The organism is Rhodococcus oxybenzonivorans (assembly GCF_003130705.1).
GTDB classification, from domain to species: domain Bacteria; phylum Actinomycetota; class Actinomycetes; order Mycobacteriales; family Mycobacteriaceae; genus Rhodococcus_F; species Rhodococcus_F oxybenzonivorans.
In genome coordinates, this window is sequence record NZ_CP021355.1 from 87,354 (window position 1) to 100,880 (window position 13,527).

Consider the following 13,527-nt stretch of genomic DNA (forward strand, 5'->3'; position numbering starts at 1 on the left):
CGAGAAGGGGGCAGCGTCGCACCGATCGGAGGATCCCCAGTGAGCACCGCGCTGTACTTCGCCGGACTCAGCCTCATCGGTATCGGAGGACTGGGCGACGGCTTGATCCGGGGATTGAGACCGTCCGCTCACCATGGCGCACACAAGATCTCGATGGGCCTGGCCCTGGCCGGCGTCCTCTGCTGGACTGTCGGGGCCGTCGTGCCCGATTAACCGCTATGGTGGAAGATCGTCGCCTCCGTCTTCGTGTTGACGATAGGCGTTCTCCTGACCATGCGATCACGGTTCCTGCCCAGTCATCAGTGCTGCGAATCCGACGAGTGACGGAATCCTTCCCGTGCACCAGTAGTCACCACCGACCGGTCGCCGACATCGGACAGCGTAGGGGATCGTTGACCAGCGCGGTCGGCCCGGTTCCCCTCGGTGGCGAGGCACCTGCCGCGACGCGCGGTTCGCGGGAGCCAGCTTCGGGATGCGTGGCCGGAACGGGCCCTACAACACGAATCCAAGCAACTTGCTAAGATTCGCAAGTAACACACCCTGCGGGAGCTGTGGGTTGCAGGCGAGGCAGCAGGCCCGGCGCCGCATCGAGAGGCCCAACACATCTCGCCGGCACCGGATCGGCCCGGACGACAGGAGAGGCCATGGCCGCGAACTCGCGTCAACCGCTGTATCAAATGAAGGCGGACTTCTTCAAAACGTTGGGGCACCCGGCACGCATCCGGGTCCTCGAGCTTCTCAGCGAACGCGAACACGCCGTCTCCGAGATGTTGCCCGAGGTGGGCATAGAGCCGGCGAACCTGTCCCAGCAGCTGTCGATCCTCCGACGCGCAGGCCTGGTCACCGCCCGCCGCGAGGGCCTGTCGGTGTCCTACGCGCTGACCTCCCCCCGCATCGCCGAGCTGCTACGCGTCGCACGCGGGATTTTGACGGGGGTGGTCGCCGGGCAGGCCGAGATGCTCGAGGACCTGCCCGAACCCCCTGCCTTAGTGGGCGAGACCGGGGGCTGACGGGCCCACCCAGCCAGAACCCGACAGCACAAGTATTAGTTGCGAATTTTCTAAAGTACATACATTGGAATCATGAGCGGCGGAAATTCGTCTCTCGGATCCGGAAAGAGAAGTGGACGGTGACGACCAATCACGACGGTCACGCCAGCGGGCCGCCCGACAGGCCCGCGATGGCGTTGACGGGAATCGCTGTCGCGGTACTCGCCGTTTCCGCCACCCGCTCGCCCAGCACGACCGGGTCGGCGCGGACGCGGACCCCGTGGGCCGCGATGGAGGATTACGCGGCCCTCATCCGGGACCGGACTCCGATGCGCGCGCTCAGCGTTCCGGTGACCACGGACGACCCGCACGTGCTGACCGAGCGCATCCTGGGTCTCCCGACGGGGGTGTCCGCGGTGTTCGTGATCGGGTTGAGGCACCGAGAGTCCGCGGCGGTGGCGCGTGAGGTGACCGAGCGCGGCGGGCCCGTGGTCCTCACCGAACTGGACGTGCTGACGGCGGCGGTGGCGGCCGCGACGATCACCACCCTGCGCCGACGCAGCGTCCCACCACGCGCGGGCCGGGTCGTCATCACCGGCGCCTCGTGGGCACCTTTGCTGGCACCGGTATTGATCGCCTCCGGGGTCGGGGACCTGAGCAGCTGGCACGAGCGTGATGCCGAGGCATTCCCGCTGCGCCGGTTGATGGACCACAACGACGTCCTGATCGATCTCGCCGGCTGCGCCCCCGAGGGTGCGGCAGTCGGCCGCACGGTGACGGTTCCCACCGACACCTTCCCGTACGGCGCGCTGGTGCTGCCCGGACTGCTCGCCGCCCTGTGTGGACACGAGGTGCGGACCTTGACCGTCGAGGCGGTGGCCGCCTGTGTGCGGGCGCTGGCGCTGATCACCCCCGCCGACCAGATGCTGCCGTCCGCCGGTGACCGGCGGTTGGTGTCCGCCATCGCCCGCCACGTGAGCCGGGCCCTCGGCCATCCCGTCCCCTATCGCGATCAACGGTGATCCTACGCACCGCGCCGCAAGCAGCACATTCTGAGGAGAACACCCGTGAACACCCCCACCGCCACCGCCCCCACCGCACATCCCGCCGTCGTGTCCTGGGTCGATGAGATCGCCGACCTCACCGCCCCCGACAGTGTGGTGTGGTGCGACGGCAGCGCCGACGAATGGGACCGGCTGACTACACAATTGGTGGAGAAGGGCACCTTCGTGCGACTGGAGCGCAAACCGAACTCCTTCTGGTGCGCCTCCGATCCCGAGGACGTCGCCCGAGTCGAGGATCGCACGTTCATCTGCTCCCAGTTCCGGGCCGATGCCGGTCCGACGAACAACTGGATGGACCCGGTCGACATGAAGACGATGATGACCGAGCACTACCGCGGGGCGATGGCCGGCCGCACGATGTACGTCATCGCGTTCTGTATGGGCCCCCTCGATGCGGCCGAGCCGAAGTTCGGGGTCCAGATCACCGACTCCGAGTATGTGGCGGTCTCGATGCAGATCATGACCCGCTCCGGCACCGCGGTGTGGGACAGGCTCACCACGGGCACCGCATTCGTCAAATGCCTGCACTCGGTCGGCGCCCCGCTCCACGAGGGGCGGACCGACACACCGTGGCCGTGCGATCACACCAAATACATCTCCCACTTCCCCGAAGAGCGCACCATTTGGAGCTACGGCTCCGGCTACGGCGGCAACGCCCTGCTCGGCAAGAAGTGCTACGCGCTGCGGATCGCGTCGAAGATGGCCAAGGACGAGGGCTGGCTCGCCGAGCACATGCTCATCCTCAAACTCACCTCACCCGAGCAGAAGGTGCACTACATCGCGGCGGCGTTCCCCTCGTCCTGCGGCAAGACCAACCTCGCGATGCTCGACCCCACCCTCGACGGATGGACCGCCGAAACCATCGGCGACGACATCGCCTGGCTGCGGTTCGGTGAGGACGGGCGGCTTCATGCGGTCAACCCCGAGGCGGGGTTCTTCGGCGTCGCCCCCGGCACCGGCCTCCTCACCAACCCGCACGCCATGGACACCATCGAGCGGGGAAACTCGATCTTCACCAACGTCGCCCTCACCGACGACGGCGACATCTGGTGGGAAGGGTTGACCGGCACGCCGCCGGCGCATCTGACGGACTGGAAGCGACGGGATTGGACTCCGACCTCCGGGGAGCCGGCGGCGCACCCGAATTCGCGGTACTGCACCCCGATCGCCCAGTGCCCGACCGTCGCCCCCGAATGGGATGATCCCGCGGGGGTGCCGCTCTCGGCGATCTTCTTCGGCGGCCGCCGCGCCACCACCATCCCGCTGGTCACCGAATCATTGAGTTGGCGGCACGGGGTGTTCCTGGCCGCCACCCTGTCCTCGGAAACCACCGCCGCCGCCACCGGAAAGGTCGGTGTGGTGCGCCGCGACCCGATGGCGATGCTGCCGTTCCTCGGCTACCACGTCGGGGACTACTTCCAGCACTGGCTCGACATCGGCGAGAAAACCAGCCCGGAGCTGCTGCCGAAGATCTTCTACGTCAACTGGTTCCGCCGCGGCGATGACGACGAATTCCTCTGGCCGGGTTTCGGGGAAAACTCCCGGATCCTCGAGTGGGCGTTGCGGCGGATCGAGGGCACCGCCGAGGCCGCGGCGACCCCGCTCGGCCACGTGCCCACCCCGGGCGCCCTCGACCTGACCGGCCTGAAAGTCGACCCCACCACGATCGGCGCCGCGCTGCGGGTGGACCCCACGGAATGGGTCACCGAACTTCGGCTGATCGACGAGTTGTTCGCCACCATCGGCGGAAACAGGCTGCCCGACGTCCTGCGCGAGGAACTCGCCGCCCTCCGCCAACGCCTCGCCGCCGCGTCCGATTACGCTGCCCCCACCGATCCCCCACGCGACCCCGCACCCGGGGACGGAGAATCCCGGTGGGCGCAGCCCCGCTTCTGACAACGACCGCGCAATCGGGGCGCTCGTCACGCTGCCGCGCACCGGTAGCTCCTCGAACTCGCCGACCCGCCGAGGTGACGGTGGCGATCCTGCGCATGTGGATCATCGCAATGGACGCCACCGGCGTCATCGTCCTCGAGGACGTCATCACCACACTCGAGCACCGGCGCATCACCGTCCTGACCTCCGGAGCCAAACCCGAACACCTACGCCCCCTGGAGCTCTCCGGGTGTTTCACCACCACAGACAGCGAAGACCACCGCCTCTTCGACACCACCCCGCGCGCCATCGCCTACGCCCGCATGCTCGTCCTACCCGAATCCCACCACACCTCCACCACGAACGAGGACCGATCATGACCGAGAACACCGCAGACAACACGACCCCCACCGCCACACCCGAACCCACTGCGCGGCAACGCCTCGGCTACGTCCTGGGCAGAACACTGCCCACCGAGTTGCACCCATGGGTCGTGGGCGACACCACCGGCCCCGGCGCCACCCGCCGCTACGCCACCCGTTGCCTCATCCCGCTGATTCCCATCCTCGCCGGACTCCTGCTGATCCCCGGACCCTGGATCATCCGCACGGGGATGGTGCTGCTGCTGTTCCTGCCGTTCGTGTACTTCCTTCTCGCCCTGAAGAACATCTACCTCCGCCACCGGCTGGTCAGCCACGGCCTCGACCCCCGCCTCCTCAACGTTCACCAACAACGCCGACTCGACCAACAGCAGGCCTCCTACGAATCCCGTTACCGGTCGGCCCCCTGATCCGGCAAAACCACGGCTGCAGCCCATATCCTGGGGTGCACCCCGTTCACGACCAACCGGTGAATTGCGGTGCCCTGGCAAGGGTCGCCATCTTGTAGCCAAAAATGGAAGTGCCGGTGGGCTGAGGTGGGCCATGCGCCCTCCCGGATCGAGCGACGGGGAACCGGGGCTCACAACTCAGGCTGGGCCGACGCGCATGTGGTGGTGGCGCCTCAAATCCGTCCGGCAGTGCGCCTGGTCACCGGCCACGTCCATGATCCTCATGCCACATTTTCGATACGTCGGCACCCACTCGAGAATCCATACCCCTCATGCGAGCACGAGACGATGACATTGCGCTCCGGCCGGTGGTCGGCGGGAGAGTCGGTGGTTCGTTCGTCGGCCCGAGACTTCGAGGTCGATCGGGCTGAGCGTGCCACGTCGAGGTCGGCCTGGGTGCACTAACCGAGGCATCGGCCGCGGTAACTCGAGTCCCCGCAGAGGGTGGTCGGCGCGACTGCCCTGCCACCGTTCGGCCCTGATCCGTGCCACCGCGACGGTTCCGAACTCACTTACGGCGGCTGTGCAGCCGGCGACATCCACCACCACTGCGGCTGCCGGCCCTGACCGGTGGTTGCGGTCCGGTACCGGCGGGGCGTTCACTGGAGTGAAGCCCAGATTCCCCGTGCCCCCGGTTCGGCACCGGTGTCGAGACGCCACAGGGTGATCAGCACACGCTCAGGAGGCCGTCATGAAGCGGGCAACACCATCGACAAGATTGAGGATCTACGACGTGCTGCCGCACGAGGGCGATCCCGCGCAGCGCTGGGAGATGCACCAGCACGGTACCCGCCAGCACACCTACTTCGGTACCCAGCGGGAAGCGATCGCCGCCGCCCGCGAACAGGCGCAAACACACCACCCGGCGAGGGTGGTGCTGCACGCACCCGACGGTTTCGCCTACCGCGAGTTCACCTGCTAGCGCCCGCATCCCTGGCCGGACCGGGAGGTCCCGCCCTCACGCCGGCGAGGACCCGCCCGCGTGAGGGCGCCATCACCGCGGGACTGCACCGCTTCCGCGGTGCGGCCGAGGCCCCGCTTCACCACGGTTCCGGAGACCCGTCCCCGAGGAGCATGCCGTGACCGGATGGACGCCGGGGGCCGTTGGCCACCACCGCTGCGGCACCGGGGCCGTCGGCCCGGAATGGATCCACCGGTGCTTCCCCCGCGTCGTCACCGGCGCGGGCAGCGAAGAGTCCACCCGCTCTCGGGTGACGACCCATCCGGGTTCACACACTTCGTCGAGTTCGGGCCAGGGGAAGATCTGGTCCGGTAATGCTCCCACCCGCAGTGGGGCCTTGTCCGATTCCGGCCGCCCCGCCTGCACGTACTTGCCCCGGATCGGCACAGGGGGGTGTTGAGGGTGCCCAAGCCGATTCCCCGCTTCGTCACGGCCACAGTCTTCGAACGTCACCGGCTGCGCTCACCCCGCGTGCGGGAGATATCCCGGAACGATTGGACCTGGGCGTGGCCCATCCGTACTTGAGGGACCTCACTTCCGCGCCGCCAGAGAGGAGCGAAGTAGCGTGGGCATGGCAGAGGTCGGGAGCCATAGCTCAACCGAGGCAAACGACCGGCCATTTCTCAGTCACGTCGACGACCCAGTTGGGATCGTCGCCTCCGCGTACACCTTCGCGCCCATGGCGGAGACCTTCGGGAACGGCAGGGTCGCCGGAGGACAGCCCTGCCCTGGAGAATGCGATCTCGCAACTGCGGCCGATCCATCCTCGATACTGGTGACCTTCGGACACGGCACCGCCAGCCAACGAGAGCTCACAGGGTTGCTCGACTCGGCGAGGGTACGTCTCGTCGTCGACGTGCGGCGATCCCGGGGAGCCGCCGCCACCCACACGTAGCCAGGGACGAACTGGCGCAATGGCTGCCCGACCATGGCATCGGGTACCGGTGGGAACCACGGCTGGGCGGCCGTCGAAAAGTACCGAAAACTCACCCAGACTTCGACCCGTGGTGGAAGGTGGAGGCCTTCCGCGGTTATGCCGCGCACACCCGCATCGATGAATTCCGAGTTGCCCTGACTCGACTCCGAGACGCAGTCATCGGGCAGCCTCATCTGGTGGCCATGATGTGCAGCGAAACCTTGTGGTGGCGCTGCCATCGCCGACTGATCTCCGACGTGCTGGTCTTGGTGCATCAGCTCCCGGTGGTACATCTCGGTCACGACGGCAGTCTGACCCCGCATGTTCCCGCTCCCGGCGCTCGGGTCACTCCTGACGGTCTGCGCTACGACAAACCTCCATAAGCGGACCGAGGGCAAAGGAAGTTGCAGGCTGTGCCCGAAGGTGAACTCGCGCAGGAAGATCCCCAACGTCGACGGCGCATACACCTGGTCGAAGAGAATCGGGGTACCGCCGGCGCGGATCGTGTCCACATCGTCGATGCTGTCCGCTCCGGTGAGCATCCCGCCGATGATCGAGGTCAGTTTCCCCACCGGGTTCGCCGCACCCGAGGCCACCCGCGTGGAGGCGAGGTCGACATGGCCGTCGATCAGCTCCGACAGTCCGGCCTGCTCGCCCAGTTCGAGGACCGGAACCAGCCCGGCCGCGGACACGAGATCGTATTCGTCGAACACCGCGGACCCAGCCGTGAACGTGTGCGATGATTGCACTGAAAGTGCCCTTCCGTATGTGGACAGTCGTGACGTGAGAATCTTGATTGCCTCACTACGGGAGGCGGTTTCGTCATTTACACGCCGTTACGGCCGACGAAGTCTCCACGGATTGAGGCTGATATGTTGGGCGATTTGTCAAGTAGGGCACGCCGAACTGGTCCTGAAACATCCATCAGGACGGGCAAATTCCGTCCCCCGGTAGTTGCCGATGGGATGGCGCCCGCAGTCGGGGTCATGGCTGGGCCGGAGGTCCACGCGGAGCGCTCGGCCTTGACCCCGGCGAGGAGCGGCGTCACGCTTGGGGCGGCGTCGGGGGAAGGGGGAGACCGTTGGTGGGGCGAGTCCGAGGTCAGCGTGTCGTTGCACGACGCGTGGTCAAAGCTGATATGCGCGGGTTGGTTACCGCAGGACCATGTGTTCGGCTGGAGCAGTGCGCTGATCTAAGGACGAGCGTGGCCGAAATCGCTTCGCGCGCTTCGGTTGCTCAATAGCCTGAGGGCGCGTTGCTCCTCGCGCTGCGGTTCCTCGCCTCGTGACCACCAACGGTCAGTTCGGGGTGGCCGGTTCAGTCGGGCATCACCGCCAGCGACCAGCACCAGCCGGCGAGCTCCCGCGCAACGGCGACGTTGGCGATCACCGGCCGTTTCCTGCGGAGGTTCAGGTTGACCCAGCGGGTGTGCAGGCGCTGATTTCCGGCGTGCCCGCGAGCTCGTGCCGCGGCCGGGCCTGGTCCCAGCGGCGCCGCAACACCACACCCGGTGGTAGGTGGTCCGATGGTGCCAGGCCGCCTCGACCAGCACCCGCCGCACGTGCGTGTTGCCGGTCTTGGTGATCGCGCCTTGCGAGCGGCTCTGCCCGGAGGAGTGTTCGCTGGGTACCAACCCGAGGTAGGCGCCGATGCCGGCACCGGTGAACCGCTGCCAGTCACCGATCTCGACCGCGAGCGCGAAGCCGGTCAACGTCGCGATGCCTCGCAGACACCCCAGCCGCCGCGTCAAGGCGGTGAATTCGCTGTCCCCGGCCAGCGCGATGATCTTCTCGTCCAACCGGGCGCGGCGGGCGGTGGCCAACACCACCGTCTCGTAGGCGTCGTCGAAGGCCGCCTGCGTCGGCGCCTGGTCGAACCTCTGTTGCCGCAGCCACCGATCGCGCAACTCGGTCCACGCCTTGCCGCCGGAATAAACGATCCCGTTCCGCAGCAACAACTTCGACACCCGATGCCGTGACCGCATCAGATCCTGCCGCGCGGCCTCACGGGCGCGGACGAGATCGCGGGCGGATTCCTCGGCCTGGGTCGGGACCCGGACCGGCACCACCTCGTCCAACCGCAGCAACCGAGCCAGGTGCAGAGCATCTCGCGCGTCGGTCTTGATTCGATCGCCGGCCGGGCGGTGCAGCTTCGACGACGCCGCCACCTCGCAGCGCCACCCCGTCGACCTCAGGGCGCGGGCCAAGCCGAAACCGGTCGGTCCGGACTCGTACACCACCGCGCACGGGCCCGGAAGTTTGCCGACCCACTCGAGCACGTCGGTGTGCGAGGGCGTCAACCGCGTCCTGAACACCTCGCCCGTCTGTCCGTCGATCGCCGCCGCGACGACCGAACGGGCATGCACATCCAACCCAACACTCGTACGTTCACAAAACACCGGGGCCTCCTCACACCTGTCGGAAAGGCCGAGCACGGAAAACATCGCTCGGTAACCCATGAGGTTGCGTGAGCGAGGTCCCTGCCAGCAACTACTCCGCTCCGCGAGTAGTCACTACATACGGTCTAAGCGCGCACAACGTCACACCACGTCCACGACACGCCGGGCCGCCGCGAGCATGAGCCTGGCGTACCACTCATCATCCTGGGAGCAAAGCCATTGAATCTGGCCGAGAACATGCACAACGCTGTTGCGTCCATCCCTGTTGGACGCGTAGCCACCTACGGCGACATTGGCGTGAGCATCGGGGTCGGCGCACGGCAAGTAGGTCGAATGATGCTCTGCTCGACAGCAGCGTCCCTTGGTGGCGCGTTGTCCACGCCGACGGTACCCCGCCCTCCTGCCACGGAGGTGCCGCACCACGATTGCTCCATGCCGAGAGGACCCACATGCATGGACGACGCGTCGACATGACAGTCGCCCGATATCGTCCCGAGCCGACCACATAGAAGCGCACCGGGCAAATGAGTCACAGGATGCCCAACTACCCTGACGAACATTGTGGGCCGACTCCAGACGGTACGGAGCGGGGATATTGTCCTTGCATACTCTCGACGGTCCGACGAATCCGCTAAGGACAAAATGATGGACTGGGCCGGCTGGGCGATCTTCGGACTGATCGCGACCGCAGTGTTGACCGCCGTGATGATCGGCGCTCAACTTGCCGGTCTGACCCGTTTGGATCTGCCGCTGATGCTCGGGACGATCGTGGTTCCCGATCCCGATCGAGCCCGTGTGGCGGGCTTCTTCATCCACCTGGTCAACGGACAAATTTTCGCGGTGGGTTACGCTGCCGCGTTCGCCACCTCTGGTCGCGCAACGTGGTGGAGCGGTGGGTTGTTGGGAGCGCTGCACGGGGCAGTGGCGTTGTTGGTCATCGTGCCCTTGCTGCCGGGGATCCACCCCCGTATGGCGTCCGAGCGCGCGGGGCTGCGGGCTGGGCCAGTGCTGGAGCCGCCGGGAGTGTTGGGTCTGAACTACGGGCGGCAGACTCCAGTGATCACCCTTGCTGCGCATGTCGCCTACGGGGTCGCCTTGGGAATGCTGCTGGATCCTTCCTGAGCGCCTCGAATCGCCAGGGCAGCCTGGACGAGCGTTGCATGGGTGAGGGCTTGAGGATAGTTGCCCAATAGGTGGCCGCTCGCGGGATCGACTTCCTCGCCGAATAGGCCCAACGGCTTGCCCATTTCGATGAGCTCGGTGAACATGGCGGTCGCGTCCTCGACCGCACCAGTGGCGGCGAGGGCTTGGACGAGCCAGAACGAGCAGGGCAAGAACGCACCTTCGTCACCGACGAGCCCGTCGTCACCGCCCCGATACCGGTAAAGGAGCGGACCACCGGCGGACAGTTCCCGACGGACGGTGTCGATGGTGCCGCGCAGCCGAGGTGAACCCGCGGGCTCGATCCCGATGACGGGCAACAACAGGAGGGCGGCGTCGACATCGGAGCGCTGGTAGGTGCGCATGTAGCTACCCCGGCTGATGTCGAAGCCGTGGCCCATTACGTGGACTGCGATGGCGTCGCGCTCGCTCTCCCAACGGCGCCGCCTGCGGACGGAGGTTCGGTGGTGATCAGCGATGCGCAGCGCCCGGTCCAGAGTGAGCCACGCCATGAGTTTGGAGTGCACGTAGTGGGCGGGTTCCCCCCGAACCTCCCAAATCCCGGCGTCGGGTTCGCGCCAGCGTCGCACGACCTCGTCGGCGAACGCCGCACCAGCCCTCCAGGTCTCACCGTAGAGGCGGTGGCCGGCGCGTTCGAGGAGCCACATGGCATCGAGAACCCACCCGTAGTTGTCGAGCTGGTGCTGGTCGCGGGCACCATTGCCGACCCGGACAGGTCGGCTATCGGCGAAGCCGGGCCAGTCCAGCTCGCGCTCGCGGGGTGCGGGTTGGCCGTGGATGGTGAGCAGGACCGGCAGCCGGGGACGATCGAGGCGGCTGGCGTGCAAGAGCCAGTAGAGGAACGCACGTGCCTCGTCGACGAGACCGACGCCCAGGAACGTCCCGACCCCGATGCTGGCGTCGCGCGGCCAGGCATAGCGGTAGTCCCAGTTTCGGCTGCCGCCAAGACTTTCCGGCAATGACGTAGTAGGGGCGGCGACTGGAGCCCCCGAGGGCGAGTAGGTCAGGAGCCGCAGCGTGATGAGGCTGCGGATGACCGTCTCCTTGCCCGGGCCCTCGTAGTCGATGGCGCCGGACCAGTTTCGCCAACCAGCCGCGTCCTGGGCCAGGGTCGCCCAGGCGTGCTCGGGCTGGATCAGCGTAAGGGGACCATGGTGCGCGGCGCTCAGGATCAGGGTGAGCGGATGTCCGGGACGGACGTCGACATCGATGGCCGAGCCAGGCGTGATGTGGATCAATGGATCCGTTGACAACGCGACGGCGGTTGCTCGACTGCTGCAGATCACCCCCAACGGCCCGGCTCGGCTCCGCATGGGCCGACGGGCGGCGCCAGCTCGCGGGTCGAAAGACACAGTGACCCGCACTGGGGCGCCGCGGCTCTCGAGCCGGCGAACCAAACACAGGGTCGGGAAGACCGTGGAAGGAAGTTCGCTGACCATCCCGTCGGTCAACAGCAGCCGGCCGGCACCGGCCTGCCACTCGGTTTCCAGGACTGCGGTTCCGGGCTGATAGCGCCGACTGATGACCTCGGCGGGTCCGGCTGGCCCGACGGCGAAGTGGCCGCCGTCAATACCGGCTACCAGACGAGCGAAGACGGGGTCACCATCGAAGTGGGGCAGGCACAGCCAGTCGATGGAGCCGCATTCGTCGACGAGCGCGGCGGTACGGGTGTCTCCCAGGAGGCCGTAGTCGGCGATCCGATCTCTACTACTCATAAGCTTTGACTTTAGAACCTTCGGATGGTCGGCTGTGAATATGAGCATTCTCCCGCTCAGCCGGTTCGATCGAGATGACGCCGCACACCGGTGGTCACGGGAGGAAGCCTTGGTGGCATAGCGGCGGCCGCCTCCGCCGGACGCTATCTGGGTCAGCGGATCGTCGGGGCGGCCGCGGACCGCCGCAACTTCACGGTTCCGGCGGTGCCGGCCGCCCAGCTGGCACCGATGATCCCCGCCGGCACTGATATCGGTATTCGCGGCGCCACCCCGTTCGTCACCTCGAACGAGGACTTTTACCGCATCGACACCGCACTGCAGGTACTGACCACCGAGCAATGGCAGCTGCGCATCCACGGCATGGTGGACCGTGAAATCGCCCTGGACTGGGACGATCTCATCGCTCGGCAACCCATCGAACGGGTGATCACCCTGACGTGTGTGTCCAACGAGGTCGGCGGCAACCTCGCCGGAAACGCCACCTGGATCGGATACCCGATCGCCGAGATACTCGACGAGGTCGGCGTGGCCGCCGACGCCGACATGCTGCTCTCCCGCAGCTCGGACGGATACACCGCCGGAACCCCACTCGAGGTGCCACGGGACGGGCGCGACGCGATCCTCGCGGTGGCGATGAACGGCCAGCCGTTACCCTTCGAGCACGGATACCGGTCCGGCAGGTCGTCCCGGGGCTGTACGCATCCAATGGACTTGGGAAGAGTGAACCCTCGGTCCGCCTGTAGTTGCATCGGATTAAGGCTGAGTCTGCACTGTCTGCCCGCACGAGCTGCAGAAGTGCGTGCGGCGACCGCCTTGCTGGCCGCGGTGTCGCACCCGCATATCTTCCCACCCCTCCCACCTCGGCGATCCCGCACACGGGGTGTGTCCGCACCGCGAGGGTCAAGCGGCGGTGAAGTCCTCGCGGGTGGGTGGGACGTCCTCGCCCGGCGCCCACACGTCGACGGGCACCGCCACGGTGCCCGTGCCGGCGACCTCGAAGACGAAGGTGAACGGTGTCGTCAACCCCGGGCGCAGGCCACCGGAAACGCTGAGCGCCACGGTGATCGGCTCATACGGGGCGGCCGGTTCGATCAACTGCTCGATCGGTTGCCCGGCAGCCAACACCGTTCCCGGCGCCAGCGTGAGCGCGCCGGGCGGCGCGAGGATGTTCACGGCGGCGGCCGGGGATTCGATGGACACCAGCCGGTCGGTCACGCTGCCGCTGGTGTTGACGACGGTGAACGCCAACCGGGCCCGCTCGGCGGGATCGCCCGGATCGTGGTCGAGGTAGATGTTGTGCACCTGAATGTGCCCGATCTCGAGGCTGCTGCCGTTCACCGCGGACACCTGCTCGGAGGTTTGGGTGATCTTGCCGGCACCACAGCCGGCCGCGGCGAGAGCGGCCACGATCGCGAGCAGGCGCAACCACCGGCCGCGGACGCGGTGGGGTGCCCGGGGTCGAGGATGCATCCGGTCCATGTCAGGTGGCTACCCCACCCCCCGTCAGGTAAACACCAAGTAAAAGAAACGGGCACCTACTGTTCTTGCTTCAGGCGTCCGTATAGCGGCGAAGCATTCGGTGGCCGGGGGTGAGGTCC

9 protein-coding genes and 6 pseudogenes are annotated in these 13,527 nt (G+C 67.0%); 11 read left to right on the forward strand and 4 right to left on the reverse strand.

Annotation, left to right across the window (positions count from 1 at the left end):
• The first annotated feature begins 39 nt into the window (after positions 1-39).
• The 8 genes and pseudogenes from CBI38_RS39500 to CBI38_RS31240 all read left to right on the forward strand — a co-directional run bounded on the left by CBI38_RS39500 (position 40) and on the right by CBI38_RS31240 (position 7,017).
• Positions 40-213, forward strand: a complete 174-nt coding sequence (locus tag CBI38_RS39500; RefSeq protein ID WP_230990378.1) for a hypothetical protein — start codon at positions 40-42, stop codon at positions 211-213.
• 431 nt (positions 214-644) lie between these two features.
• Positions 645-1,010: an ArsR/SmtB family transcription factor gene (locus CBI38_RS31205; RefSeq protein ID WP_109335520.1), complete on the forward strand. Its 366-nt coding sequence runs from the start codon at positions 645-647 to the stop codon at positions 1,008-1,010.
• 119 nt (positions 1,011-1,129) lie between these two features.
• Positions 1,130-2,011 (forward strand): hypothetical protein, encoded by an 882-nt coding sequence (locus CBI38_RS31210; RefSeq protein WP_109335521.1) that lies wholly within the window; start codon positions 1,130-1,132, stop codon positions 2,009-2,011.
• Between the two features lie 45 nt (positions 2,012-2,056).
• Entirely contained in the window at positions 2,057-3,949 is a 1,893-nt protein-coding gene (locus CBI38_RS31215; RefSeq protein WP_109335522.1) for a phosphoenolpyruvate carboxykinase (GTP), read from the forward strand.
• Between the two features lie 30 nt (positions 3,950-3,979).
• Positions 3,980-4,308, forward strand: a pseudogene (locus CBI38_RS31220) (sodium-independent anion transporter); the annotation flags it as partial.
• Positions 4,305-4,718 carry a DUF5313 family protein gene (locus CBI38_RS31225; protein ID WP_109335523.1) on the forward strand — a complete coding sequence of 138 codons (414 nt, stop codon included), beginning with the start codon at positions 4,305-4,307 and terminating at the stop codon, positions 4,716-4,718. The pseudogene CBI38_RS31220 and the gene CBI38_RS31225, both read left to right, overlap by 4 nt.
• Positions 4,719-5,448: 730 nt before the next feature.
• The gene (locus CBI38_RS31230; protein WP_109335524.1) at positions 5,449-5,679 is read left to right on the forward strand and encodes a DUF2188 domain-containing protein; all 231 of its coding nucleotides are present in this window, start codon (positions 5,449-5,451) and stop codon (positions 5,677-5,679) included.
• A gap of 808 nt (positions 5,680-6,487) precedes the next feature.
• Positions 6,488-7,017, forward strand: a pseudogene (locus tag CBI38_RS31240) (DUF488 domain-containing protein).
• 18 nt (positions 7,018-7,035) lie between these two features.
• On the opposite strand, the pseudogene CBI38_RS40690 reads toward CBI38_RS31240, so the two are convergent.
• A pseudogene (locus CBI38_RS40690) lies at positions 7,036-7,383 on the reverse strand (IS1380 family transposase); the annotation flags it as partial.
• A gap of 568 nt (positions 7,384-7,951) precedes the next feature.
• Positions 7,952-9,032, reverse strand: a pseudogene (locus tag CBI38_RS31255) (IS110 family RNA-guided transposase).
• Between the two features lie 237 nt (positions 9,033-9,269).
• On the opposite strand from CBI38_RS31255, the pseudogene CBI38_RS31260 reads away from it, so the two are divergent.
• Positions 9,270-9,541 (forward strand): annotated as a pseudogene (locus CBI38_RS31260) (MGMT family protein).
• Between the two features lie 136 nt (positions 9,542-9,677).
• Positions 9,678-10,154, forward strand: coding sequence for a hypothetical protein (locus CBI38_RS31265; RefSeq protein ID WP_109336070.1), 477 nt, complete (start codon positions 9,678-9,680; stop codon positions 10,152-10,154).
• On the opposite strand, the gene CBI38_RS31270 is transcribed toward CBI38_RS31265, so the two are convergent.
• On the reverse strand, positions 10,115-11,929 hold the full coding sequence (locus CBI38_RS31270; protein ID WP_109335527.1) for a glycoside hydrolase family 15 protein: 1,815 nt from the start codon (positions 11,927-11,929) through the stop codon (positions 10,115-10,117). The genes CBI38_RS31265 and CBI38_RS31270 overlap by 40 nt on opposite strands.
• A gap of 78 nt (positions 11,930-12,007) precedes the next feature.
• Here CBI38_RS31270 and CBI38_RS31275 point away from each other — a divergent pair.
• Positions 12,008-12,627 (forward strand): annotated as a pseudogene (locus tag CBI38_RS31275) (molybdopterin-dependent oxidoreductase); the annotation flags it as partial.
• A gap of 202 nt (positions 12,628-12,829) precedes the next feature.
• Here CBI38_RS31275 and CBI38_RS31280 read toward each other — a convergent pair.
• Complete coding sequence (locus tag CBI38_RS31280; protein WP_109335528.1) at positions 12,830-13,399, reverse strand: copper chaperone PCu(A)C domain-containing protein; 570 nt, start codon at positions 13,397-13,399, stop codon at positions 12,830-12,832.
• Positions 13,400-13,527 lie beyond the last annotated feature (128 nt).

What these genes read in the sequence shown, in the direction of transcription:
- CBI38_RS31280 (WP_109335528.1), bottom strand. Translation starts at nt 13,399, where the DNA reads ATGCATCCTCGACCCCGGGCACCCCACCGCGTCCGCGGCCGGTGGTTG.
- CBI38_RS31205 (WP_109335520.1), top strand. Translation starts at nt 645, where the DNA reads ATGGCCGCGAACTCGCGTCAACCGCTGTATCAAATGAAGGCGGACTTC.
- CBI38_RS31265 (WP_109336070.1), top strand. Translation starts at nt 9,678, where the DNA reads ATGGACTGGGCCGGCTGGGCGATCTTCGGACTGATCGCGACCGCAGTG.
- CBI38_RS31225 (WP_109335523.1), top strand. Translation starts at nt 4,305, where the DNA reads ATGACCGAGAACACCGCAGACAACACGACCCCCACCGCCACACCCGAA.
- CBI38_RS31270 (WP_109335527.1), bottom strand. Translation starts at nt 11,929, where the DNA reads ATGAGTAGTAGAGATCGGATCGCCGACTACGGCCTCCTGGGAGACACC.
- CBI38_RS31230 (WP_109335524.1), top strand. Translation starts at nt 5,449, where the DNA reads ATGAAGCGGGCAACACCATCGACAAGATTGAGGATCTACGACGTGCTG.